The sequence below is a fragment of the Sinobacterium caligoides genome, assembly GCF_003752585.1.
Taxonomy (GTDB): domain Bacteria; phylum Pseudomonadota; class Gammaproteobacteria; order Pseudomonadales; family Sinobacteriaceae; genus Sinobacterium; species Sinobacterium caligoides.
In genome coordinates this window covers 1213133-1237704 of the sequence record NZ_RKHR01000004.1, presented here as the reverse complement: position 1 = coordinate 1237704, position 24572 = coordinate 1213133, and the positions used below count along the sequence as shown (strand labels likewise).

Annotated in this window: 22 protein-coding genes and 1 tRNA gene; 6 read left to right on the top strand and 17 right to left on the bottom strand. The window is 54.0% G+C overall.

All coding sequences use genetic code 11. The features are described from left to right. Positions 1-352 precede the first annotated feature (352 nt). The 6 genes from EDC56_RS12125 to EDC56_RS12095 form a co-directional block, all read right to left on the bottom strand. On the bottom strand, positions 353-2983 hold the full coding sequence (locus tag EDC56_RS12125; protein ID WP_123712760.1) for a YncE family protein: 2631 nt from the start codon (positions 2981-2983) through the stop codon (positions 353-355). A gap of 460 nt (positions 2984-3443) precedes the next feature. Next, positions 3444-4292: a methylated-DNA--[protein]-cysteine S-methyltransferase gene (locus EDC56_RS12115; RefSeq protein ID WP_123712758.1), complete on the bottom strand. Its 849-nt coding sequence runs from the start codon at positions 4290-4292 to the stop codon at positions 3444-3446. An 89-nt stretch (positions 4293-4381) separates the two neighbouring features. Continuing rightward, positions 4382-5635, bottom strand: a complete 1254-nt coding sequence (locus EDC56_RS12110; protein WP_123712757.1) for a cytochrome P450 — start codon at positions 5633-5635, stop codon at positions 4382-4384. Positions 5636-5851: 216 nt separating this feature from the next. Continuing rightward, positions 5852-5928 (bottom strand) — tRNA-Arg (locus tag EDC56_RS12105). 106 nt (positions 5929-6034) lie between these two features. After that, a complete protein-coding gene (locus EDC56_RS12100) occupies positions 6035-7045 on the bottom strand; it encodes a lipase secretion chaperone (RefSeq protein ID WP_123712756.1) in 1011 nt (336 codons plus the stop codon). Between the two features lies 1 nt (position 7046). Further along, positions 7047-7985: a lipase family alpha/beta hydrolase gene (locus EDC56_RS12095; protein WP_123712755.1), complete on the bottom strand. Its 939-nt coding sequence runs from the start codon at positions 7983-7985 to the stop codon at positions 7047-7049. A 284-nt stretch (positions 7986-8269) separates the two neighbouring features. Here EDC56_RS12095 and EDC56_RS12085 point away from each other — a divergent pair, with 284 nt between their 5' ends. Next, the gene (locus EDC56_RS12085) at positions 8270-9076 is read left to right on the top strand and encodes an AraC family transcriptional regulator (RefSeq protein ID WP_123712753.1); all 807 of its coding nucleotides are present in this window, start codon (positions 8270-8272) and stop codon (positions 9074-9076) included. Positions 9077-9248: 172 nt separating this feature from the next. After that, a complete protein-coding gene (locus tag EDC56_RS12080) occupies positions 9249-9674 on the top strand; it encodes a c-type cytochrome (RefSeq protein WP_245980690.1) in 426 nt (141 codons plus the stop codon). A gap of 64 nt (positions 9675-9738) precedes the next feature. On the opposite strand, the gene EDC56_RS12075 is transcribed toward EDC56_RS12080, so the two are convergent. The 5 genes from EDC56_RS12075 to EDC56_RS12055 form a co-directional block, all read right to left on the bottom strand. Then, the gene (locus EDC56_RS12075; RefSeq protein WP_123712751.1) at positions 9739-10752 is read right to left on the bottom strand and encodes a cyclic nucleotide-binding domain-containing protein; all 1014 of its coding nucleotides are present in this window, start codon (positions 10750-10752) and stop codon (positions 9739-9741) included. A gap of 201 nt (positions 10753-10953) precedes the next feature. Continuing rightward, positions 10954-11868, bottom strand: coding sequence for a LysR family transcriptional regulator (locus tag EDC56_RS12070; RefSeq protein WP_123712750.1), 915 nt, complete (start codon positions 11866-11868; stop codon positions 10954-10956). Between the two features lie 101 nt (positions 11869-11969). Next, entirely contained in the window at positions 11970-13991 is a 2022-nt protein-coding gene (gene rep / locus EDC56_RS12065) for a DNA helicase Rep (protein ID WP_123712749.1), read from the bottom strand. Positions 13992-14103: 112 nt separating this feature from the next. Continuing rightward, positions 14104-15600, bottom strand: a complete 1497-nt coding sequence (locus EDC56_RS12060) for a YifB family Mg chelatase-like AAA ATPase (protein WP_123712748.1) — start codon at positions 15598-15600, stop codon at positions 14104-14106. 111 nt (positions 15601-15711) lie between these two features. Then, positions 15712-15951 carry an accessory factor UbiK family protein gene (locus EDC56_RS12055; RefSeq protein WP_123712747.1) on the bottom strand — a complete coding sequence of 80 codons (240 nt, stop codon included), beginning with the start codon at positions 15949-15951 and terminating at the stop codon, positions 15712-15714. A gap of 741 nt (positions 15952-16692) precedes the next feature. Between EDC56_RS12055 and glnK the strand changes: the two genes are divergently transcribed. The 3 genes from glnK to EDC56_RS19870 all read left to right on the top strand — a co-directional run bounded on the left by glnK (position 16693) and on the right by EDC56_RS19870 (position 19003). After that, positions 16693-17031, top strand: a complete 339-nt coding sequence (gene glnK, locus EDC56_RS12050) for a P-II family nitrogen regulator (RefSeq protein WP_123712746.1) — start codon at positions 16693-16695, stop codon at positions 17029-17031. Between the two features lie 111 nt (positions 17032-17142). Further along, entirely contained in the window at positions 17143-18378 is a 1236-nt protein-coding gene (locus tag EDC56_RS12045) for an ammonium transporter (protein WP_123712910.1), read from the top strand. 280 nt (positions 18379-18658) lie between these two features. Then, positions 18659-19003, top strand: coding sequence for a hypothetical protein (locus EDC56_RS19870; RefSeq protein ID WP_245980689.1), 345 nt, complete (start codon positions 18659-18661; stop codon positions 19001-19003). A 6-nt stretch (positions 19004-19009) separates the two neighbouring features. On the opposite strand, the gene EDC56_RS12035 is transcribed toward EDC56_RS19870, so the two are convergent. From EDC56_RS12035 to lptM, 6 genes are all read right to left on the bottom strand, one after another. Next, the gene (locus tag EDC56_RS12035) at positions 19010-19729 is read right to left on the bottom strand and encodes an HAD family hydrolase (protein WP_123712745.1); all 720 of its coding nucleotides are present in this window, start codon (positions 19727-19729) and stop codon (positions 19010-19012) included. Positions 19730-19765: 36 nt separating this feature from the next. After that, the gene (gene xerC, locus EDC56_RS12030) at positions 19766-20743 is read right to left on the bottom strand and encodes a tyrosine recombinase XerC (RefSeq protein WP_123712744.1); all 978 of its coding nucleotides are present in this window, start codon (positions 20741-20743) and stop codon (positions 19766-19768) included. 9 nt (positions 20744-20752) lie between these two features. Beyond that, complete coding sequence (locus EDC56_RS12025; protein ID WP_123712743.1) at positions 20753-21460, bottom strand: DUF484 family protein; 708 nt, start codon at positions 21458-21460, stop codon at positions 20753-20755. 166 nt (positions 21461-21626) lie between these two features. Further along, entirely contained in the window at positions 21627-22457 is an 831-nt protein-coding gene (gene dapF / locus EDC56_RS12020) for a diaminopimelate epimerase (protein WP_123712742.1), read from the bottom strand. 15 nt (positions 22458-22472) lie between these two features. Next, positions 22473-23717, bottom strand: coding sequence for a diaminopimelate decarboxylase (lysA, locus tag EDC56_RS12015; RefSeq protein WP_123712741.1), 1245 nt, complete (start codon positions 23715-23717; stop codon positions 22473-22475). Positions 23718-23781: 64 nt separating this feature from the next. Next, the gene (gene lptM, locus EDC56_RS12010; RefSeq protein WP_123712740.1) at positions 23782-23931 is read right to left on the bottom strand and encodes an LPS translocon maturation chaperone LptM; all 150 of its coding nucleotides are present in this window, start codon (positions 23929-23931) and stop codon (positions 23782-23784) included. A 262-nt stretch (positions 23932-24193) separates the two neighbouring features. Between lptM and cyaY the strand changes: the two genes are divergently transcribed. Continuing rightward, the gene (gene cyaY, locus EDC56_RS12005) at positions 24194-24517 is read left to right on the top strand and encodes an iron donor protein CyaY (RefSeq protein ID WP_123712739.1); all 324 of its coding nucleotides are present in this window, start codon (positions 24194-24196) and stop codon (positions 24515-24517) included. Positions 24518-24572: the final 55 nt, after the last annotated feature.

The window sequence follows — 24572 nt, the reverse complement described above, 5'->3', positions numbered from 1 at the left end:
TATTGTTGTTTTGGTGGTGTTGTCCGTTTTTTAGGTTCCTCAGCTTCTTTTTGTTGGCCTCTGTTGGGTTGCCTCCTGTAGGTTGTTACCTTCTGTAGGTTGTTTACTACAGTGGTAAGCGCTGGTCTGTATTAAAGGTGTGTGGGTAGGTCGATAAGGTGCTGTGGCTTTTTCGTTTTTCGAGGGGGAAATTATTGGTAGTGGTTTTTAAATATTTTAGCTGATATTGATCTGCAGACTTAAATATAGAGGCGGGTGTTTAAAAGCGGGCTTTCTTCAGCATGTTTAAAGCGATGTTTAGTTTCACTTAATACCCTGCGCTTAAAAGCGCAGGGTGTTCGGCTGGTGTGGCTTATGAGGCAGCTAGAGCGTTAGGCAGGCAGGTGTAGGTCATCTGCTGTTTAGGTTTCTTGCTCAGGCGGCGCAGTTTTTTCTCGCTGTAGGCGGGGAAGCCTTTAGCGTGAAACTTACCGTCTAGGCCGTAAGTGCCATAGTAGCTTTTTTTGCCGATTAAACCGGAAGCTACTAAGGAGCATGAGCCCTGTTTTGCCTGGCTAAGGAGCAACTCAACACGAGGCCTGCTAGCGCGTTGATTGTCGCGGCTCATGGTTATTTGTTGCCCCTCAATAGGGAGGTTCTCGGTGTCGAACACCATGAGGAAGTCACTAACCTGCATAGCCTGATTATCGTCCTTCCAGAAGAAGGCCTGAATAAGGATCAGGAAGTCATCCATTGATGCGAACATGCCATCATGCAAAAAACCGAAGCCGCGTACTTGATCGCCCATATGGATATCGCTGAGTTGCGGCGTACCAAACATGCCAACTTTGTTATACATGTTTCGTAGTTGGGCAACCTTGAAGTCCTGTGAGATAAAGGGACCAGCATTGGCGATTAAGCCATCGGTACCGAATTTACGCTCAGACTCATCTAGCGTATGACAGGAGTTACAGGTGCTCACGCCGCCGTCTAGATTCTCATTAAAAAAAGTATCTCGCCCTGCTTGCTGGTTAGGCGTTAGGCTGTTATCTAAGTTGCGAATCGGGTTCGGGCTGGAGGTGATGGTTAATGCGAAATCTGTAAACGCATCAAGATCGTGCTCGTCCAGCTCTGTTTGACGGCCAACTAAGCCGACAAAGGCATGACTGAACTCCTTGAAGGCTGCTTTTTCTTGCGTCTCGTCATTAGCAGCGTCTAAGCCTTGGCGATCGCCTCGCCAATGCATCGGGCCGCTATCGGCGATGCCACGGAATGTCTGTGTTGTCATTGGGCCTTTCATCGGGTGGAACTGTGTTTCTTTGCGTGGCAAGACATTGCCTGGCGTGGTATCAAGCAGGTTGTCGGCCATTACATCATCGGGGTTACCTAGGTCCCAAGCTAGGGCATCCATGTCGCCGAAGATATGGCATGAGCCACAGCTTGCAGTACCGTTACTTGATGTCAGAGTGGCGTCATACAGAAACGGGCGGCCGTCTTTTACTATCGCAGGTTCGGGGTTATATAGTGCTGTCGTTGCGACAACTTTTTTCTGTTTCAGTTTGATGGTTGATACGACGTTGTCGTAGCGCGAATAGACATAAGCGCGCTTACCATTGTTGCTTAACAGTACTCCTGTCGGCCCGCCTGGGACGGTGATCTGTTTGCTGGCGTCAGGGGTATATTCCCCCTTGTCTAATGCCTTGGCATCGATGAGTGCGATACGGTTGGAGCCAAAGGCAGACATCAGTAGAGTTTCACCATCGTCACTCACCACCATATTCATTGGTTGTGCGAGCGATTTAGCCTTTTCTGCTGCCGGAATAGCTTCGCCCATGGGTAAGCTGAAGTCTACGTGTGGGTTTATGTGTACCGGTGTGACTTTTTCGTTATTAATAACGGTAATGCGATTTTCGGCAATATGGCCACGTACGGTGGTGCTGTTAGTTCCTGGCCCTTCAAAGCGTACCTCGTTGCGCGCGTCGATATTACTGACGTAGACAGCGCCTGACACTGGATTGACAGCCATGTTGTAGAGAGTGGTGCCGACATGTTGGTAGGAGCGCTTGAGCACAGGTGTTTCGGCATCAGCGTCAATTTCAAAAACGTCGTGATCCGGTAAGTTGAAAAGTACTTCCTTGCTCCAGTCAGCGCCAAGTTCATCAACCCATTTTTCGCCGTTGTATCGTACGATGAGGCCCGTTTCCGGCGCTTCAATACCTTCTATATTCTCGTTTGGTGGTGGTTTTTTACCAGCGACAATCTGTGGTGGAATTACGGTAGTCTGGTTACCTGAGAGGAATGCTGCAGCGTAGACAGTCTTGCCATCCTCGCTGACGGTTAACGCTCGTGGAGTATCGGAGAATAGAGAAAGCATTGTTTCTGGGGTGCCGCCTAGCTCATCTCCTAGGTTTTTACTGTCAAAAACCCAGACATCGGCACGGCCAATACCTGGGGTGCGTAGGTCTTCGAAGTCAAAGCCTTTGTGATTCTGACCACGGTGTGCAGTGGTAATAAAGGCTCGACGATCCTCGTCACCGGCAAAGACAATGTCGCGCGGCTCATCACCCACTAATAGTGTGCGCTTGATGTGAGGCGTTCCCTTAATATCGATGATGGAGACGCTGTCAGATAAGTGGTTGACGACCCAGACTTCACGATCGTTTCGCACGGCAACCGATACAGGCTCTAAGCCGACTTGTACGGCTGAAATGCGTCGTAGTTTTTTTTCCTGAGTTGAATAAATTTCTAGACAGTTCGCAGGGGTGTTGGCGACAAAAAGTAATGAGCCATCGTCGGAGAGGGCAAGGGGACGAACCTGACCACTTTCATAGTTGAGAAAGTTTGGGTTCTCGTCTGTCTGTTGACAGCCGAATACTGGCTTACTAATTAAATTCTTCGCCGTCGATGACGGTGCTGATGGGCTGGCTATGGCTGTACTGGATAGGCTGACGGCTAGCGCGGACGCTGTTATACAGCCCCATACTTCCTTGCTACAGGAGGACATAGTAAATTCCTTTTCTGTTTTTGTGTGAGTTCGACTTTCGCTATATCTTTATAGTTTTTTATAGCGTTTTTATTTAATCATGGTTATCGCTAACAAAACAAGCGTACTATTTTCTTTGTTTTTGTGGGGTTTGTTTTATGCTGCTTTGCATATCTGGTTGTTGATGTTTTTGTTGGCTTTATTTTTTTGTTTTGTTTTTTTTAAGTTTTTATTAAATGCTGTTTTTGTTTTCTTAGCCTTTTGTCGGTATTTTTTTCTATTTATTTTTTGTTTTTTTTTAAGTTGTTGCTTTGGTTGTTTGTAGCTGTTAGGTATGTTGAGTTTTGTCGCTTAAATTCTTCTTATATTGTCGTTTTTGGCTTTTTTGAGAATGATTATCGTCTTTTTTTGCAGGTGGCAGGATAATGGTGACGGTTTGTTAACTTAGACGGGGTGAGTGTTGTAGGGTGAGTAAGGAGGATTACTCTTTGTCGGTGAGCTCTCTGCCAATCATGGCAGCCTTGCGGCTTCCTCCCCAGCGGTAGTTGTTGAGTGCGCCGGTACCGCGAATCACTCGATGACAGGGAATCAGTAGGGCGATGTTATTACGAGCGACGGCTGAGGCGACGGCTCGGCTTGCGGTCGGCTGCGCAATACTGGCGGCAAGTTGTTGATAGCTCGTTAGCTGACCAGCGGGGATTTTCAGCAGTGCTTCCCATACTTTGAGCTGAAAGGGGCTGCCCCTGAGTTGTAGCTGTAAAACTGGAGACGCACTATTTGGCTGGCTGAAGATCTGTTTACAGGTAGCTGCTGTACGCTCGGGGGCGCTGCTAATGAGCGCGTTGGGCCACTCTTGTTGTAGCTCGGCCAGTAGCTGGTGACGTTGTTGCTGGTGGTCGAAGAAGGCGAGCTTGCAGATGCCGCGATGACTGATGGCGATGAAGCAGTAGCCGAAAGGGGAGCTGTGGATACCGTAGTGCAATTCGAGGCCGCGGCCGGCTGAGCGATACTCGCCGGGGGTGACACTCTCATAGCTGACCAGTAGGTCGTATAGTCGACTGCTACCGCTGAGGCCGCAGGCAAGCGCGCTCGCATTGACGCTGTGTTGGCGTAGCAGTTGTTTGGCGTTTTCTTTGGTGAGGTATTGTAGAAATTGTCGCGGAGATACTCCCGCCCACTGGGAGAAAGTGCGCTGCAGATGATATTCGCTGACGCCGACGTGTCTCGATAGCTCGAGCAGCGTCGGCTGCTGGCGCTGCTCTGCAACGAGAAATCGAATCGCTTTGCTGATGCGTTGGTAGTTGATGTGCTCGCTGGTTAACTCAATCATCTCGCCACTTCTTTACGGAGAACAGCCTCATCTTAGGTGAGTGGGTGGGCGAGAGCGACCCGATTCTTGCGCTTTTTCTCGTTGACTCGTTAGCGCAGGGTGAGGGGCAGGCTGGCGAGGCCGCGTAGGACAAAGTCAGGTGCCTCCCAGCGTAATTGTTCGCTGTCGAAGTGGTGGCTGGCGGGCAGTTGTGCGCAGAAGTAGCGCAGAGTCTCCTTGATTTGTAGCTTGGCGAGATGGAAGCCTAGGCAATGATGTTGACCGTGGCCGAACAGCAGTGACTGTTTATTATCGCGTGTTAAGTCTAGCCGTTCTGGCTGGTCGTAGTGTTTTGGATCCCAGCCGCAACCCTGTAATGAGGTGAGCACCATCTCCCCGCGAGAGAAAAGATGGCCGTGCAGCTCGACATCTTCCTTGAGAAAGCGCGGCAGTAGTTTGCCGGTGAAGTCGAAGCGCATCAGCTCTAACAAGGCACTGTCCAGTAACTCTGGGTTCTGCTGTAGCTGTTGCAGTTGTGCCGGATGCTGCAGCAAGGTCTTGATGGCGAGTGCGATAGAGTGACGGCTGCTGTCGGTGCCGGCACTGAGTAATGTCGCTATAGAGACAATAATATCTTGTTTGCTCTCGGCACTGTACTCGACACTGCTGAGTAGCGAAGAGATAAGGTCCTCTTCGGGGTGTGCTCGACGAGCATCGATGAGTCCACCAACGATATTAAAGATCACTTTGATGCCGTGCTCTGCGCGATCTCGGTTGGCGTCGCTGGCGAAGGGGCTGACGGCTAGCATGTAGTCGGAGGCCGCTTGAACAAACTGTGCCTCCGCTTGTGTTTCTTCGGGGATACCGAGGATGCGTGAGATGACGGCGTTTGGAATGGGGCGAATCAAAGAGACGACGTCGACATCGTCGGCAGTGGTCAGCGCGCTGCAGTGGCTCTCAACGGTGGCCTTGATGATGTCGGCCATTCGTGCGATTGCCTGCGGTTTAAAGACGTCGCTGTACATGGCGCGAGTACGGCGGTGTTTGTCTTCGTTAATAAAAGGGCTGGCATCATCACGTGTCAACTGTGTCTGTGGCCACCGCTTACTGGCCTCTTCATGCGGTGCTTGTTGCCAAAACTTCTTATTGCGCGAAAAACGTGGGTCCGATACGGCAACCTTGCCGACGAGGTAGTCGTAGACCATCCAGGCCTGATAACGTTCTGAGTAAAAAATAGGCGTCGATTGATGGATGGCAGCAAAGTGGCTGCTTGGCTGTGTGGTGTACTGCAGGCTCATTGGGTCGAAGCTGGCGGTATCGAACGGGCAGGGCTCGGTGCTCGCCGCCGTGGCAGTGTGACTCATGGCAGGATCCTTCCTTATTGGTTGTTATTAATTTTTTCTTATCTTAACGACGCTGCTTGGCTGTGTCTGCCCCGTGTGGGTGATCGGCTGAGAGAGTCTTTTTAGTCGTGCGCGGGAGATGAAACAAACGGTAAATGTTAGCTGCACTATGATGTTGCTAAAAAACGGCTAATGAGGTGATAAAGGGTGATGGCAGCGAAAAGGGGGAGTTAGAGATGGCCCGCCCTAGAGGATTCGAACCTCTGACCTTCGCCTCCGGAGGGCGACGCTCTATCCAGCTGAGCTAAGGGCGGTTGGCGTGTTCTTGCTGAACAACGAGTGCTCGTCCCCGGTGGGGTCGAGGCGAAGAATCATACCCGCCCTGTCGCTGGGTTTCAACGCTTAACACGGTTTTTCGCTCTAGCGTGCGGCTTGATTGATTTTTGTCCAGCTCTGTAAGCGTCGTTGTTCGCTGTCGCTGAAGTGCTCAGCGATGTAATCATCGCGTTGCTGCTGTCGGTCCTGCTCGGCGAGACCGGCGATATTATCGAGTTGTTGCTGGTGTTGCTGCAGTTGCTCGATTTTGTTTCGCCACTGTAGGCGTTGCTGGTCTAACTGTTCAAGCCTGCCGGTCGCGACTTCGCCGACCAGTTCAATGCGCGCTTGTTGTCGTTCTGTTGTGTTGAGCTGCTGTAGGGCCTTGAGTTCGCTCAACTGTTGCTGGCTCTGTTGGTAGCGGTCGATGCTGCGCCTATCCTGCTCGCTGAGTTGTTGTCGATCGTCATCGATCATCGTCTGTCGGTAGTTTTCGTCTAGATCCTGTTGATAATACTTATTGAGGCTGTAAGCCATGTAGTTATTTTCGTCGGCGAATAACGCGCTGGCCTGCTCAGGTTGAAAGTATTGCAGCTGTATCTGTTGTCTCGCTTGTAATAGCTGCCAGGGGTCGAGGGTTTGCGAGGCGAGGTCGCTGAGTGCTGTTTTGTAGTCGATGTAGTGTTGGAATAATTGCTCAGCCTGCACGAGCGTGGCTGGATCCAAACCTTGTTGGGCGAGCACAAGCGGAAAGTACTGCTGTATTTCCTCGAGGCTCCAGTCGCCTTGCAGGCTAAGGAAGAATTCGAACAGGTCGCGTAGCTGCTGCTCGACGACGATGCGGCCCTCGCTGTCGAGTAGGATGTTGCCGTCGATATCGAGGCCGGCGATCGCCTTGGGTAAGATGATATTGGCTGGCCCGGCGTCAGGCGCAGTGGTCTTCATTGGTCGCTGTTGTGTCGTCTGCTCAGTTGCTTGTGGAGCGCGCAGTGTGGTCGGCTGCTGCACAGCTGGCGTCGCGGTCACAGAGGGGGGAACCGGTACGGCCTCGAGCAGTAAGTAGCCCGCCACGGCGAGGCCGAGGCAGGTGACAGCTAGGGTGACGGGGCGGGCCATCTTACAGACCTGCCTTCTTTAGGCGGTTGGCGTGCTGGCGAAAAACCGTCAGCGGGTCTGTGGATAAGATGTCATGCAGGCCCAGTAACAGATTAGTCTCGTCGAGATGATTCATGCGATAGTCATCGCGAATGACTTGGCCGAGGTGACTCGAGCAGCGGCTGACGAGGCCATCGTTGGCTTCACCGAAGAAGGTCAGACTGGTGAAACCAAGCAGCATGTCGGAGAGGTCGAGGGCGTTGGTGAGGGGCTTGGTGCCGCTCCATGAGTAATAGCGTATGCCATTAACCTCATAATCTCCCTCGCCGCAGGCACTGGTGGGGATGCCCTGGGGGTGGATCTCGTTGAAGGCGTGCGATGCGGCTGTCGTCAGGTCGCGAAACGAGGCGACGGCATCTTGTTCGTAACCGCCACCGCTGACACCGTCGATGAGAGAGGCGAGGGTCGTGGCGAATAGTGCGACGATGTCTTCGGCAAAGGAGTCTTCGGGAATGATGTGCATCAGGTCGGCGGTTCGCGAACCTTTGTTAGTGCCGCCAATACCGGTGACGGAGGCGACGAGATCGGGCCTAATGGAGGCGACGTAGCGCGAGGTGGGGGAGCCGTGGCTATGACCGATGAGGTTGAACTTGGCGTGGCCAGTGACAGCGGATAGCGTTTCTAGCTGTTCCAGCAACTGCTCTCCTCTGACCTCGGTCTCATTGGCACCGGCGACGGTGACAATATAAACGGTGGCGCCACTGCGTTCTAGGGCGGCGGGAACACGATAGAAGTAGTCCATGCCTAACAAGCTGTCGAAGCCGTAGAGACCGTGCACGAGTACGATGGGGTGTTGTGTTCGGGTGTAGTTCTTGGAGAAGAGGGAGAAGAAGCCGGCGTAACTGCTGACGCTGAGCATCAACGATAGAGTTAGACACAGAGTGCTTAGGATAACTTTCATGATTCAGTCCTTTTGTTTCACTTTTACAGGCAGTGACTTTTTTGGAATTATTGTTGGTCTTTTAGAGCTGTATTTTGAGCTTAGGGCTGCGCAGTCCATGGCAATTTATTTTAGGCGTGCTAGCATCGATAACAATGTATGGGGCTGTCGGAACTGTGGTACGTTGCGGGCAAAGCGCTAGATAATTCTGCAGGGCAACGGCTGTGGCGGTGCAGGTTGATACCCCTGCTTGTTGCATAAAAAAATAACAATAACGCAGTAATCTACGGGTTCGGTGGTCACCGATGAGCTTCTTTTATAGTCGTGAAAAACACGCTTACTCGAACTTAAAGTTTGAGCTGCAGCGAGTGGTATTCTGCCGTACTAAGTATTGGTCGGCGGCGAATCTAGCGGCGCCGCTGTGGCGTCTGTTTTGGTACCCAGAACCCGGTATCACCCTCTATTTTGATGATGGCCAAGCCGTAGTCGTACAGCCGGATAGGCTGTATCTGATTCCTGCTGGTGTTAATTTCTCCGGTGACCAGCTGCGGCCGTTAGATGAATTTCACGTGTTATTTAACTTCACTCCGGAGCTATTAACCTTGCGTCAGCCTATTTATGAGTTTGCCGTTAACAAGGCCTTTCTTAACTTTGTCTGGCCGCTGATCGATAGCGGTGAATCTCATCGCCCGCTGCTGACGCTGCGTGCGATGGATGTGCTCAGTTACTGCTTGCGAGCGATTGACCCACAGCAGTGGCAAGAGAAGCGGCTGGCGCCGATCCTGTGGCCGGTGTTGCAACGGATGCAGCAGTGTCTTTCTGAGCGCAGCAGCAATCGAGAACTTGCGCAGCTGCTGGGCATGAGTGAAAGTCGTTTTATTCGTTATTTCACCCGACAATTGGGTCAGTCGCCACAGCAATACCTTACCGAGCTGAAGGTGATGCGGGCCAAGGAGATGCTGTTTCGGGCGGAGGTGACGCTCGACAAGATCGCCGTTGATTGTGGCTTCTGCGATAAGAGTCACTTTTCTCGTCAGTTCAAGCGTCGAGTAGGTGTCAGTCCGGGGCAGTATCGACGACAGTATCTCGCTACAAAAGTTGACTTGGGCTGAGGAAATGCAGGCGAAACGATAATGATTCTTATCTACGTGCAGTTGTGGGGCAGATTTCTCATCGCAGGCCCTGCGTTCATTTTACCATGACTACTTATGTGGATATAATGCCCCCAATTAATTATTAGTGGCAGTCAGCCATCGCAATTAAGCCAATACGGGGAAGTAGAAAGTGAATAAAGTAATAATAGCGGTAACCGCGATGTTAACTGGCCTTATCGTTAGTAGCTCATATGCTAATACTGACGATGCGCGTATTGCCGAGCGCCTCAAGCCTGCGGCCAGCGTCTGTGTCGAGGGTGATGAGTGTAAAGGTGTGCACGTGGCCGGTGCTGCTGCACCTGCGGCCAGTGCAGGTCGCTCAGGCGAGGAAATCTTCAACACCACGTGTACTGCTTGTCATTCGACCGGTGCTGCCGGCGCGCCGATTGTGGGTAATAGTGAGCAGTGGAAGAAGCATATTGCCAAGGGCATGGATACGCTGCACAAGCATGCTATCGAAGGCTTTAACGCTATGCCAGCGAAGGGAACGTGCATGAGCTGTAGCGACGAAGAAATTATGGCGACGGTTGATTATATGGTTGGTCGCAGCAAGTAATTGTTGCGCCAGAGAGAAAGCCGTGTTCAAGCGATTGGACACGGCTTTTTTATTGTCTGCTATTTCAGTTGCTAGAGGGGATGAGGTAGGTATTGAGGCCGGCGTGACGCATCATGTAGGCTGCCAACTCGCTGCGTTCGCCTCCTTCGGGGGCAATATAATAGGTTTTGTGCGGGTCGAGCTCGGGTAGCTTTTGCCGCAGCAGAGCGACGGGGATGTTGACGCTGTGGCTGCGTGCGCTCAGCTGGTATTCGAGGAACAGGCGGGGATCGACCAATATATTGTCGGTATCTGGTCCGAAATCAAGGCTGGCATTGTCTTCGACTTGCTGGATCAGCGCCGGCTTGAGGGTATCGAGAAAGTCTTCGCGGCTCATGCGTCCGACGACGCCACCCCTGGGCATGAAGATGGTAGCGTTGCGCACGGTGCCGCCAAGAAGGGCCTCTTCGCCGAAATAGTCGCCGGCAATCAGCGGGATTGTGCTGCCTTTATCGCTGCTGTAACTCTGCGTTTTAATTTCGGCGCGGCCCTGCTTGATGACGTAAAACGCATCGGGCTCATCACCTGCGCTAAAGATGCTGTCGCCCGCCTCTATCTCTATATCGGTGAACGTGCTGAATAGCTTGCCGATGGTGCCGGCACTGAGTTGCTGTACCAGTGGCGACTCGAGAAAGCGGTTCATCCAGTCGATCTCGGGTTCGGCAAACTGGTATTGCTGGCTCTGTTTGCTGGCTTGCTGTGCAAGCTTGGCATTCTGTTGCAGACAGCGCTCGATACTTTGCGCTTGTAGGCAGAGCAGTGTGCAGGCGGAATTCGCGATCATCTGCGAGTCGGCAGGGGTCAATTCTTCGAGGGCCTGTTGGCTGGTGTCGATAATAGAGCGCTCGAAGAAGGAGAGTTTCAGTTCGGCGCTGCCCTCGATGAGGTAGTGACGGAGTGCGGCATGGGCGTTTTTACCGATGATCGTATCGCCAGCCTTATGTTCCTTGAGGGTGGCGGTTGCGAGTAAGCTGCTGAGCTGTGTTTCATCGAAGTTTTCGAAAGGACTGAAAGCCCTTAACTCTGTAGTTGTGATCATGGTGGTTACCTGGGCGGCGCTGGTTATTTTTGGTCTGTCGGCAGAAAATCAAACACGAGTACCGCTGTTATATTGGCGCGGCTAATCGACACGTTTACTGTAATTCTGACGCTCATGGGCGACTAGTGACAAAATTTTGAAATGTGATCTGCTAGACGTTTTGTGGTGATTTTGCTGTTTTATTCCTCTATTTTTAGGCGCTTAGTCCTCGAGTAACCCCTCGGTTCTGAAACAGTCGGTGAGAAAGTCGATGGTGACGCGTAGTTTGGGACTGAGGTGGCGACGCTCAGAATAGATCAGGTAGGCGGGAATATTGGGGCCGTGGTACTGCGGCAACAGCTGTACCAGCTCGCCTGCGGCGACGGCTTCTCTGACGGCATAGTCCGGTAGCATGGAGATGCCGTAGCCCTCCTGTACCAACTCGATCACCTGGGTAACATCGGTCATGATCAGGTTGCCGTCGACTTCGACTTCGACCGCTTGCTGTTGTTCGATCAATCGCCAGAGGCGGAAGTTATCAATGTTGGGATAGTCGACCGGCAGACAGTTGTGCTGTTGTAGGTCGCTGGGGCGGCGTGGTGCCTGGTGTTGTTGCAGGTATTCTCGCGACGCGTATAAGGAGGTGTGCAGGCTGGCGATGCGTCGACAAATTAGCGAGCTATCGGGCTGTTCACCGACGACGATGGTGATGTCGGTATCGTCACCGCGGGAGAGTTGTTGGCTATTGTTTTGGCTGATGCCGTGACGCAGCTTCAGCTGTGGGTACTGGGCGAGGAAGTCACCGAGGTATTTCTTGACGACGCTAAAGCCAAAGACGCGCGGCATGCTGACGGAGACCGTACCGCTCGGCGTGCCCTTCAGCGAGGCGGCGAGGTCGAGTACCTGGGCATATTCGGCGGTGATCGTCTCGCCGTGTTGCAGTAGTGCGCGGCCCTCGTCGGTGAGCTGTACATGGCGAGGGCCGCGTAGGAATAGACGAATGCCGAGGTGTTCCTCCAGTGCCGTCACTTGTTTGCTGACGGAAGACTTAGAGATGTTGAGAGCATTGGCGGCACCGGAGAAGCTGCCGTGTTGGGCGACATTAGTAAATACCGCGAGGCGAGAAAGATTTTGCATACAGAGGGAGCCTCATCAGTCGTTGTGATTATTATGACTAGATCATACTACCAACGCAGACGATAACGCTATGAACATTTGTTAGAGGCCCGGCTGTCAAACTAGAAGTCGTCGAGGAGATTTTTCAGGCTCTTTAGTGTTTCTTTGCCCTTGCGTTTGCTGGCCTCGTGGTCGGTCTCGCCACCCTCCCAGACCACGTCTTCCTGAGGCAGCTCGTCGAGGAAGCGGCTGGGGATGCAGTCGATGACTTCGCCGAATTGTTTACGCTTGCTTGCCCACGAGAGGGTCAGGGTCTTTTTGGCGCGGGTAATGCCCACATAGGCGAGACGGCGCTCCTCTTCGATGTTGTCTTCTTCGATGCTCGTACGGTGCGGTAGTATCTCCTCCTCGCAACCGATGATGAAGACATGAGGGAACTCCAGACCCTTGGAGGCGTGCAACGTCATTAATTGAACCTGGTCGGTGTCCTCCTCCTCTTCCTGGCGCTCCATCATGTCGCGCAGGATCAACTTGGTGATGGCGGCACCGATATCGGCGTCGCCATCTTCTTGCTCTTCGACTTTGCTCAGCGCGCTGGCAAGGGCGTCGACCAAGTAGTGGATATTCTCCATGCGCTTCTCGGCGGCCTTGGCGCTGGCGACGTTTTGGTGTAGCCAGGCCTCGTAGTCGATGTCGCTAATCATCTCCTTGATAGCGTCGATCGGGTCGCCGCTGACCATGTTTTTCTTAACCCCCTCCAGCCAGTGTGCAAAGCCTTCCAGGCGCGTGATCGCTGCCTCGTTGAGGCCGGGGATTTGATAGGGCGAGCAGGCGGCGGCGAACATGCTGACATGTTGCTCGTTGGCGTAGTTGCCGAGGGCCTCCAACGTCGAGGCGCCGAGCTTACGGCGCGGCACGTTGACGATGCGCAGGAAGGAGTTATCGTCGTCGGGGTTAATCAGCAACTTCAGGTAGGCCATGATGTCTTTCACCTCCTGACGACTGAAGAAGGAGGTGCCGCCGGAGAGCTGGTAGGGGATCTGGTGGGCCTGTAGTTTTAGCTCCAATAGGCGCGACTGATGGTTGCCGCGATAGAGGATGGCGAAGTCGCGAAACTCGCGGCGATGGCGCAGGCGCTGATCGATGATCTCGGTGCAGACGCGCTCCAGTTCGGCATCCTCGTTGCGGGTCTGCAGGATACGAATGGTGTCGCCATAACCGAGCTCACTCCACAGCGCCTTTTCGAACTTGTGTGGGTTGTTGGCAATGACGACGTTGGCAGCCTTGAGAATGCGAGCGGTGGAGCGGTAGTTTTGCTCCAGCTTAACCAGCTTCAGGTGGGGATAATCTTCCTGTAGCTGAAACAGGTTCTCGGGCCGGGCGCCGCGCCAGGCGTAGATCGATTGATCGTCGTCGCCGACCACGGTGAGCTTGCCGTGGTCACCGACGAGCATTTTGACTAGCTGGTATTGGGCGCCGTTGGTGTCCTGATATTCGTCCACTAGCAGGTAGCGAATCTTGCGGTGCCAGCGCGCCAGTACCTCGGGCTGTTCGCTAAATAGCAGCGCGGGTACCATGATCAGGTCGTCGAAATCGACGGCGTTATAGGCCTGCAATAGACGCTGATAACCCTCGTAGATGCGGGCCGCGGCGGCGGTCTCGTCGTCTTTCGCGTAGCTGATCGCGTGGCCGGGCATGATCAGTTCGTTCTTCCAGTTGGAGATGGTGTTCTGGTACATCTCAGCCATATCGAGCTCGCCTTCGAGGCCGTCTTGCAGGATCAGTTCTTTGATGATGCCGAGGGCGTCGGACTGATCGAAGATGGAGAAGTTCTTTTTGTAGCCGATGGCTCGGTGCTCTTGGGCGATGATCTTCATCCCCAAGTTATGGAAAGTCGAAACGGTGAGGCCGCGGGCAGCCTTGCCCTTGACTAGGGTGGTCGCGCGCTCCTTCATCTCTCTCGCCGCCTTGTTGGTGAAGGTTAGCGCGGCAATATGGTGCGCTTTGTAGCCACACTGCTCGATCAGGTAGGCGATTTTTCGCGTGATCACACTGGTCTTGCCACTGCCGGCGCCGGCGAGTACCAATAGCGGGCCATCGATGTACTTGACGGCCTCGGCTTGACGGGGATTTAGTTTGCTCACGGCGCTTGCTCAATAGTAAAACGAGAAAAAGGGGCGCTATCTTAACCTCTTTGCCCGTCTTTGTCCTCGCCGTCTGTAGCGATGGCGCTGCGCCCCATTTAAGCGCTTAAGCTTATTGGCCGCGATCGAAGGCACGTAGGGTCAGGGCCTCGCTGAGGTGCTGACGATTGATGTCGCGGCAATCGGCGAGATCGGCGATGCTGCGGGCAATCTTGAGTAGTCGATGATAGGCGCGGGCGGAGAGTTTTAGGCGCTCCATCGCCTGCTCCATAAAGACGAGGTCGGCCTGACTGAGCGGGCAGAAACCCTCGACCTGTCGGCTATCCAGTAGCGCGTTGGCCTTACCTTGGCGCTGTAGGGCGATGGCGCGCGCAGCGATGACACGCTGGCGCACCTGTTGGCTGTGTTCGCCGGGTAGGCCGTTGGTGAGCTGCTGCGCCTTGATCGCCTTGACGGGCAGCTGGATGTCGATGCGATCGAGCAGCGGCCCTGAGAGTTTGTGGCGATAGCGTCGAACCTGCTCGAGGGAGCAGTGGCACTGACGCAGTTCATTGCCAAAGTAGCCGCAAGGGCAGGGGTTCATGGCGGCAATCAGTTGGAAGCGGGCGGGATATAACACTTGGCGGCTGGCACGGGAGATCATGATGGCGCCAGACTCCAGCGGCTCGCGCAGTACCTCCAGTACACTGCGCTGAAATTCCGGTAACTCGTCGAGAAACAGCACGCCATTGTGGGCGAGGCTGATCTCGCCGGGGCGAGGATTGCTGCCACCGCCGACGAGGGCGACGGCGGAGGCGGAGTGGTGAGGGGTACGAAACGGCCGCTTGTACCACTGTTGGTGGTCGCCGTTGGCGATAGAGTAGATGGCACCGACCTCGAGTGCCTCTGCCTCGCTGAGTGCCGGCAGGATGCCGGGTAGGCGGCTGGCAAGCATGGTCTTGCCACTGCCCGGCGGACCGAAGAAGAGCAGGTTATGGCGGCCGGTGGCGGCGATCTCGAGCGCGCGCCGGGCCTGTGGCTGTCCCTTAACATCGCTGAGATCGGGGTAGTTTTCGTCGTTCGTGAGAGGGTTGGCGTTAATGTGATTGGGGATCTTTTCGCGGCCGTGTAGGTGGGCGCAGAGCTGCAGCAGGTGGGTGACGGGAATGATCGCTGCCTCGCTGGGGCGTGCGGCCTCGTCGGCGTTGGCGGCGGGTACGATCAGCTGACGCTGTGCCTTGCTGCTCTGTAGCGCTGCGGGTAGGGCGCCGAGCACCGGACGCAGCTCGCCGGTGAGGGCCAGTTCGCCGATGAACTCGCCACTGCTCAATGATTCGGGGGGGATTTGCCCGGAGGCGGCCAAGATGCCGAGGGCGATGGGCAGATCAAAACGGCCACCCTCCTTGGGGAGGTCGGCAGGGGCGAGATTGATGGTGATACGTCGGGCGGGAAATTCGAAGTGGGAGTTGAGGATGGCGCTGCGCACGCGATCCTTCGACTCCTTAACCGCCGCCTCGGGGAGGCCGACTATAGAGAGCCCCGGCAGACCATTAGAGAGGTGGGTTTCGACGGTGACGAGTGGTGCCTCGACACCGTATTTGGCGCGAGAGTAGACAATAGCGAGTGACATAATAGCGGCATCCTTGAGCGTCGTTAATGCGCACTGCCATCCATGGCGGCGCGAGAGGAATCGACTTAACAGACCTCAAGAATAGCTTGTCAGCGCTGAATAGCGAATGTGTTAGGGCAGGCGCTTGCTGAGTTCGGCGAGCTGTTTTTCCAGCGCTTCGAGTTGTTGTCGACTACGCTGTAGGACGGCAGTCTGTGCGTCGAACTCATCGCGGCTGACGAGCTCGAGTTTACTGAAGGCGGACTGGCTGATGGCTTTGACAGCTTTTTCAAGGTCGTCGCGCTGTGGCGCGGCGCTGATGAGCTTGCTGACTTGCTGGCTGAGCTCTTCGATGAACTGATCTTTCGACATGATGTATTCCGAGGGTGTGCACGGCCGGGGCGTAGTGCGCAGTATTTCAAAGGGGGCTAGTGTAGCGGGTGTGGGCCGGCAAGCAAAGCTGTCATGGCTGTTCGCAGGGGGAATATTGTCTCTGCTTGCCGCTTCATCGCGGCATCAGTGTGTCGGCGTAGACAAAGAGGATACCCATTTTGGGGCGTCGCCTTTCTTCAGTCGACGGCATTGAAAAACCCTATTATTAAAGTGAGTTAGCACCGGGCTCTGCAGTGTTAAAAAAAATATAGAACCAGATTGCCCTATATTGGTGCGCACCTCTTGGGTGAGGATTATTTTGGTGCGCAAGCCCGCACTATGCTGGCTGGGTAGTACTATTGAGTGTCCGTAAGCTGTTGTTATCATTTGAATGGTTGGTATTGGCACACAGTGTGCAATCACAAACAATAACATTGTGTATTGCGCCTTTTTTAATGCCAAACACTATAAATATAAACATATGAATACAAAATAGAGTTTTGGAGAGCTAGTGCTAAGAGAAGCCCTTGCTTGCAGTCAGTGCCCTTGGTGTTGCCAAGCTTGGGCGACAACGGCATCTCGGTCACTGATGAGGCCGATGTGGGGAAAGATGCGGCGCCTTTGTCGTTAACTACGATCTGGCCTCCAAGTTGTAAAAAGCTGTTAAACTGTTGTGCAGGCTCGTCATATTAGGGGCGAGTCGGCTTATCAATAATATTAATTAACCGAGGAAGCGATGTTATGAAAATGATCACCGCGATTGTAAAACCTTTTAAATTAGATGACGTGCGTGAAGCGTTATCGGAGATCGGTGTGCAGGGTATTACCGTCACTGAGGTAAAAGGTTTTGGACGTCAGAAAGGTCACACCGAGCTCTATCGCGGTGCCGAGTATGTGGTCGACTTTTTGCCGAAAGTGAAAATTGAAGTGGCTGTAGGCGACGATGTTGTAGAGCAGACCATTGAAGCGATCACGAAGGCGGCCAATACCGGCAAGATTGGCGACGGTAAGATCTTTGTTACCTCGTTAGAGCAAACTATTCGAATTCGTACCGGCGAGACCGGCGACGACGCGGTTTAATCCGCGCGAGCCTGACCTGGGGGGGTGCCAGCCGCTTGGCGAGCACTCGCAGGTACGAATTCATAACTGAATAACCTTGATGAGAAGTTGCTGAGCTGTGGAGGCTTAGATATGGAAAACACACTAATAGAATTGCAATATGCGCTGGATACTTTTTATTTCCTAGTTTGTGGCGCCCTAGTTATGTGGATGGCGGCGGGCTTCGCAATGCTCGAGGCCGGTCTCGTCCGCTCTAAGAATACGACTGAAATTTTAACCAAGAATGTCGCGCTCTACGCGATCTCCTCCATCATGTACTTTGTCTGTGGCTATGCGTTGATGTATGGCGGCGAGTATTTCCTTAGCGGTATTGAAGGCAGTGGTTATACGCCGGGCGGAGAAGAGAACGCGACTTACGCGCCCTCTGCCGACTTCTTCTTCCAGGTCGTCTTCGTCGCGACGGCGATGTCAATCGTTTCCGGTGCCGTTGCCGAGCGTATGAAGTTATGGGCATTCCTCGCCTTTGCCGTGGTGATGACCGGCTTTATCTACCCCATGGAAGGCAGCTGGACCTGGGGCGGTAACGATGTTTTCGGCCTTTATAACCTGGGTGATCTTGGCTTCCTCGATTTTGCTGGCTCCGGTATCGTCCACATGGCCGGTGCGGCTGCGGCGCTCTCTGGTGTCATATTCCTCGGTGCGCGTAAGGGTAAGTATGGTGCTAACGGCTCGATCAACGCGATCCCAGGTGCCAACCTGCCGATGGCGACGCTCGGTACCTTCATCCTGTGGATGGGTTGGTTCGGCTTCAACGGTGGCTCGGTGTTAGCGACGGCTTCTGTCGACAGTGCTAATTCTGTTGCGATGGTCTTTCTTAACACTAACGCCGCCGCCGCCGGCGGTCTCGTTGCCGCTTTGATTCTGGCGCGTTTGTTGTTTGGTAAGGCTGATTTGACCATGGCGCTTAACGGCGCGTTAGCAGGCTTAGTGGCGATTACTGCCGGCCCCGACACGCCGAGTGCAGCACAGGCAAGTTTGATCGGTGCGGTGGGTGGTCTTCTCGTGGTCTTCTCGATCCTTACCCTCGACAAGTTAAAGATTGATGACCCCGTTGGTGCGATCTCGGTACACGGTGTCGTTGGTTTATTCGGCCTGTTAGTGGTACCGCTGACTAACAGTGACTCATCAATCAGTGGTCAGTTGATCGGTGCTGCGACCATTTTCGGCTGGGTTTTCGTTACCTCTTCCGTGGTCTGGGTCTTGCTCAAGCTGATCATCGGTCTGCGTGTCAGCGAAGAGGAAGAGTACGAAGGTGTTGATCTCTCCGAGTGTGGCATGGAGGCTTATCCTGAGTTTACCGGCAAGTAAATAGCCGTTGCACGGGGCCCTTGGTGGGGGCCTCGAAAAAAAGCCGCAGCCCTTTTCGGGGCTGCGGTTTTTTTTTGGCCGAAGACTGGCAGTCTCGTGCCGTGGATAAAGGAGTTATGCGTCACTCGGTAATATAAAAAAGATATAAAAGAAGCAGTGTGGCTCTATCTGCTTGGTCTATAAATAGTGGGGAGTGGGTGCGCCGTCGCTTAATGTTGGAGTCGTTATTAGCGTTACGCAGGAGGTGTTGTTGCGAGGGGCGCAATAAAGGGGGGTAAACATGGTTGATGTGAATATGAATGATGTGAGCTTAGATGATGATGCGATTGAGGTCCCCAAGAAGAGAAAGATCGGTAGACCGCGGGGGCAAACAGCGAAACAGGAGGCTGCCAGTGCGAAGGAAAGTAGTCTTGGCGAATCGAAGGCCGACCTTGAGTATATGGGGAGCCGCGATGAGGCGGCAGATGCTCGGACTATTGAGTCACGAAGGCGTATTCGTAATAAGGTGAAAGAGGATATTGAGGCGTTTATTACTGCCGGTGGTGCGATCGATCAGGTGGCGGCCAATGTGACCGCCGATCCGCCGAAGAAGCCGAGCAGCAACTACGGTGGGCGAGCAATTTAACGTCTGTTAGATAGCGGTGTTATTGAGGGCGCTAATTGCGGCGGGTAGCTGAGCAATATCGTTAATGATAGCGTCGGGTTGGATGTCGCCCTGCTCGCAGTGGCCGTGATCGAGCCAGATAGTGCGCCAGCCCTGGTTGCTAGCCCCCTTGATATCGTGCTCGATATGATCGCCGACGTGAGCAATCTCATTGTCGTTAACGGCACAGCGATGGCGGGCGATTTGAAAGGGTTCTGGCATCGGCTTACTGGCGTTGAGCTGTTCGGCAGAGAGGCAAAAATCGAAGTAGCCGGCGAGCTCGGTTTGTTGTAGATCGACGTTGCCGTTAGTGATTGCGATGAGGCGATAAGTCTCGCTGAGCTGCGCTAATACGGTTTTTGTATCGGGGTAAGGAGTGACGGCGTTACGCCACTGAATGAAGTGCTTGAAGCCTTCCTCGCTGATCGCCTTGGCATCGTCATAACCATAACCGTGCAGCAGTTGTTGAGTCGCTTCTACACGTAGCTGGCTGATCTGGTGCTGGTGTTGCGGGTGATCGAGAAGGTATTCACGGCGCTGCTGACGCAGGCTCTCGATAGTATGCTCAGCTACCTCTGGGCAGCGCTCACACAGCCACTGATAGTAGGCCTCTTCCGCCTTGGCTAGGGTGTCTGCGAGCGGCCAGAGGGTGTCGTCGAGGTCAAAGCTGATGACCTTGATGGTTGTTGGAGTATTGGCTGTCGGCATAATGAGCAAAATCCACTGATCGAGGGGTAACTGAGCTTACTTGTCGCTTTTGTACTTTTCAAGCGGTGCTGTGGTGCCGCCGCCCTGCCGTTCGGCGCGGGGGTGAGCCTGGTCGTAGACCTTCGCCAGTTGTTGAAAGTCAACGTGGGTATAGATTTGCGTGCTACTTAAGTTAGCGTGGCCGAGCATCTCTTGTACTGCCCGCAGGTCGCCACTTGATTCAAGTAAGTGGGTCGCGAAAGAGTGACGTAGCATATGAGGGTGCAGATGCTGGGGCAGGTGTTGGCTGGCGGCTAATAGCTTAATACGGCTCTGCACGCTGCGGGCGGAGATGCGTTGATTACGGCGGCTGGTAAAGAGTGGCAAGGGCCGTGTGTTAGCAGTCTCCATAGCCGCCTGAGGATGGTGCTGTAGCCAGCGTTGAATTGCTTTGCAGGCGAGTCTGCCGACCGGTACCTGGCGGCTTTTTTGCCCCTTGCCGAGAACCGTGACTAATTTACTGTTGATATCGAGGTCGCCGATGTTGAGCTGGGTGAGTTCGGAGAGGCGGAGGCCGCTACTATAGAGGAGCTCGGCGATGGCGAGGTCGCGGATCAGCAGGGGGTCGTCCTCTTCGTGGCTGTCCAGCAGTCGCTGGCTGTCGTCGACATCGAGTAGTTTAGGTAATTTACGCTCGACCTTCGGTGCCTGTACCAGTTGCGCTGGGTTGATTTGGCAGAGCTCATTGCGAATGAGGTATTTAAAGAAGCTGCGGTAGCTCGATAACATCCGCTGAATGGAGCTGGCGCTGGTTCCCAAGCGGTGGCGGTGGGCGATCAGTCGGCGCAATTGCTCTGCATCGATAGCTGTGATGCTATTAATTTCCTGTTGTTGGCAGTGCGCAATCAGCTTGCTGAGATCGCGGCGGTAGGCGGCAAGAGTGTGGAGTGAGGCGCGCCGAACATGAGCAAGATAGTCGAGATAGCGCTCGACAATGGCTGCAATCGTAGTGCAGTGATCTGCTTGTTCTGGCATGGCTGACCTTTAGGCGGAGGCAACTTTGGCTTGGCACTGTGTCATCAGACGAGGCAGGGTGCGGTTGAGCACCTCGCTGACGTAGCTTAAGAATAGCGTGCCCATACTGGAACGGAAGTATGTTTCGTCTGCGCTACCGATGGCGAGTACACCGATTAATTGGCCGTAGCTGAGCGGGCTGACGGCCGCAGAACCGATGGCGTCTGCATCCTCAGCAAATAAGAACTCCAGCTCTTGTGGTCGTAGCACGCCACACACTGCTCGGCTGCTGCGCAATAGATGGCCGACAGTCTGTTGTGCCTCAAAGGCGCCGACGACCCTCGCTTTACTGTGGCTGTATTGGCTGCTGTTGCCGAACAGGGTGAGTGAACAATAGTCGGCGTTGAAATCTTTGGTGAGGCTGAAGTTGATAATGTCGACGGCGTGATCAAGGTCCTGGCAGTCGAGTAACGAGAGCACTAAATTCTTAGTCTTGTTGAAGAGCTGATCGTTATCGCGAGCGACGCCCAGTAGGTTGTTAAGGCGGCTGCGTAGGTCGTTGTTGAGTTGGCGCTGATGGGCGATCTGTCGCTCCAGCAGTGAGCTCGCTTCGCCGCTGTCGTGAGGGAGAGTGAGCTGACTGAGCAAGTCGTCACGCTGGGTAAAAAACTCGGGGTGTTGCTGCAAATACTTGGCAACCTGCTCCTCAGAAAGAGACTCAGTAGGGTTCTTTTGCATCGGTCGCTGTTCTCCGCTTGAGTCGTTAGGCCAGTGGCTGGCGGGCCCAGATGGTTTCGCATGACACCGCTGCTAGCACTAGCATCGCTTAATAGCAGGCTGATGTCTGTGCGCTGTGTCGTTGAAAGCGTTAACGGCACAGCTCGATATTGTTGAAACTAGATTGTCAGAGATGTATCTGGCCGTCAAATACTGTCTCCGCGGGCCCGGTCATATAAACCGACTCCTCACCGCCGAACCACTCTATATGTAAGCTACCACCGGGTAGGTTAACGGTGACTTGGTGATCGAGTAGACCACGTAAGATGCCGCTGACGACGGCGGCGCAGGCACCGGTGCCGCAGGCGAGTGTTTCGCCGACGCCACGTTCATAGACGCGCAGATTGATTTGTCCGCGATCGACAACCTCCATAAAGCCGACATTCACCTTCTTTGGAAAGCGAGGGTGGATCTCAAGCATAGGGCCAAGGTGATCGACGAGCTCGGTGTCGATGTCTTCCACTTGTAAGACGGCGTGTGGGTTACCCATGGAGATAGCACCGATCTGAATCGTGTGGTCGGCAATATCGAGGGAGTAGGCGACAGCTTGTGCCTCCGCCTGGAAGGGGATCTCGGCAGGGTTGAGAATCGGCACGCCCATATCGACGACGACTTGATTGTGGTCGGTGATGCTAAGCTCGATGATGCCGGACTTGGTCTCGACGCTGACGCGTTTCTTGGCGGTGAGGCGCTTATCGAGGACAAAACGTGCAAAGCAGCGCGCGCCATTACCGCACTGTTCGACTTCGGAACCGTCGCAGTTAAAGATGCGATAACGGAAATCGATCTCCGGTTGTTGCGGCGGTTCGACTACCAGCACTTGGTCGCAGCCGATACCGAAACGTCGGTCGGCAATGTTGCGAACGAACTCTTCGCTAATATTGAAGCGTTGCGTGATGAGGTCGAGCACAACGAAGTCGTTGCCACAGCCGTGCATTTTGGTAAAACGTAATAACATCTTGTTCCTATCGTATTAAGGCAGCAGCTGCTCGCCGCGGATCATGTCCTCAAAGTCTTCACGCTGACGAATGAGGTGGCTGCTGTCGCCGTCGACCATGACTTCGGCGGCACGACCACGGCTATTGTAATTGGAGGCCATGGTGAAACCATAGGCACCGGCACCGAATAGCGCTAAGTAGTCACCGGCGGCGAGGGCCAGCTGGCGGTCCTTGGCGAGGAAGTCGCCGGTTTCACATACCGGTCCGACGGCGTCCCAGAGCTTGCTATCGACATCGCTGCGAGGCTTAACGGGTTGCAGGTCCATCCAAGCGCTATACAAGCTGGGGCGGATCATATCGTTCATGGCGGCATCGATGATGGCAAAGTTCTTGTGCTCGCTAGGCTTTAGGTATTCGACCTTGCTGACTAGGATGCCAGCGTTGGCGGCGATGGAGCGGCCGGGCTCGAAGATTAACTTGAGCTTACGCTCGCCAAGATGCTGCTTGATTGCCTGGATATAGGCGGCCGGTGTTGGTGGGGTTTCGTCTTGATAGCGCACGCCCAAGCCGCCGCCCAGGTCGAGGTGCTGGATGCTGATTCCATCCTCGGCCAGTTGGTCGATGAGTACGAGTAGGCGATCGATGGCGTCGAGAAAGGGGCGTGTCTCGGTGAGCTGTGAGCCGATATGGCAATCGATGCCAACGACTTCTATCTGTTCGAAGCTGCTGGCGCGACGATAGACCGCAGGGGCCTGCAGGATATCGATACCAAACTTATTTTCTTTCAGGCCGGTGGAAATATAAGGGTGGGTCTTGGCGTCGACGTCGGGGTTTACCCTCAGCGACACTTTGGCCTTGAAACCATGCTCCAGGCAGACTTCGGCGAGGGCCTCAAGTTCGGCGGCGGACTCTAGGTTGATACAGTGCACACCAGATTGCAGGGCGAACAACAGCTCATCGCGGGTCTTGCCGAGACCGGAAAAAACCACTCGACGAGGGTCGCCGCCGGCAGCTAGAACACGCTGCAGTTCTCCCTTGGAGACGATATCGAAGCCGGCGCCCATGCGTGCGAGAACGTTTAACACGGCGATATTAGAGTTGGCTTTGACGGCGTAGCAGATCATGCCGTCATCACCAAGAGCGTGGGCATAAGCCTGGTAAGCAGTTTCTAAGGCGCTGCGTGAGTATATATACAGCGGTGTGCCATAGGTCTCGGCGAGGGTTTGTACGGTACAACCTTCGGCGAAAAGTTCACCTGTGCGAAGCTCGAAAAAATTCATGGTACTACTCTAGTGTTAAACAGTTAATTATTGTACTTCTCTGTCGTGCTAAGGCACGTTCCGGTTAGGACTCAAAGATGTCGGGGACGTGAGGCTTTGGAGCCTGCTGTTCACCATCTTTTGCCGGTGTGTCGCTAGGTAGGGTCAGTGGCCCCTTCTGGCCGCAGCCGGAGATAAACAGGCTAAGGATGGCTACCGCGAGTAAGGTGCGCATCGGTCATATTCCCATATTGAGGATAACAGCGAGCGAGCCCAATGTTATCGTTTTGTCATAGTTGGGCTCATTATAGCGGTGAGATGAACCGCAACCCAACCCTTAGAAGGATAAAAATTAATCTTAGCGAGGTAAATTTTTCTTACTGGGCATGACAAGCTACCGAACGCTGTCGCTCAGGCATGTAGAAATAGTTGTAAGCAGTATAATATAGGGGCGTGATGGCGCAGGGCGTCAGGATAAGCGATGAGGAAGAGTGTTGATGAATGAGATTGAATACCAAGAGTGCGTAGAGTCTACGATCGAGGCGATCGAGGACGCTGTGGACGAGAGCGGCCAAGACATTGATTGCGAGCTCAACGGTGGCGTGCTGACGCTAACCTGTGCCAATAGTAGCGTTATTATCTTTTCGCGCCAGATTGCTACGAAGGAGTTATGGATGGCGGCGAAAAGTGGCGGCTATCACTTTTTTTACGATGAGAAGGTAGGGCAGTGGTGCTGCAGCCGCAGCGGTGAGAGCCTGTCGGCATTACTAGCGAAGGTAACGACAGAGCAGGCTGGGGCGGCGGTGATGCTACCCTCATAGGGCACCTAGGAGCTAGTTAGGCAGGGGTAAAACTGTCTTCAGCGTTTGCTAGAAA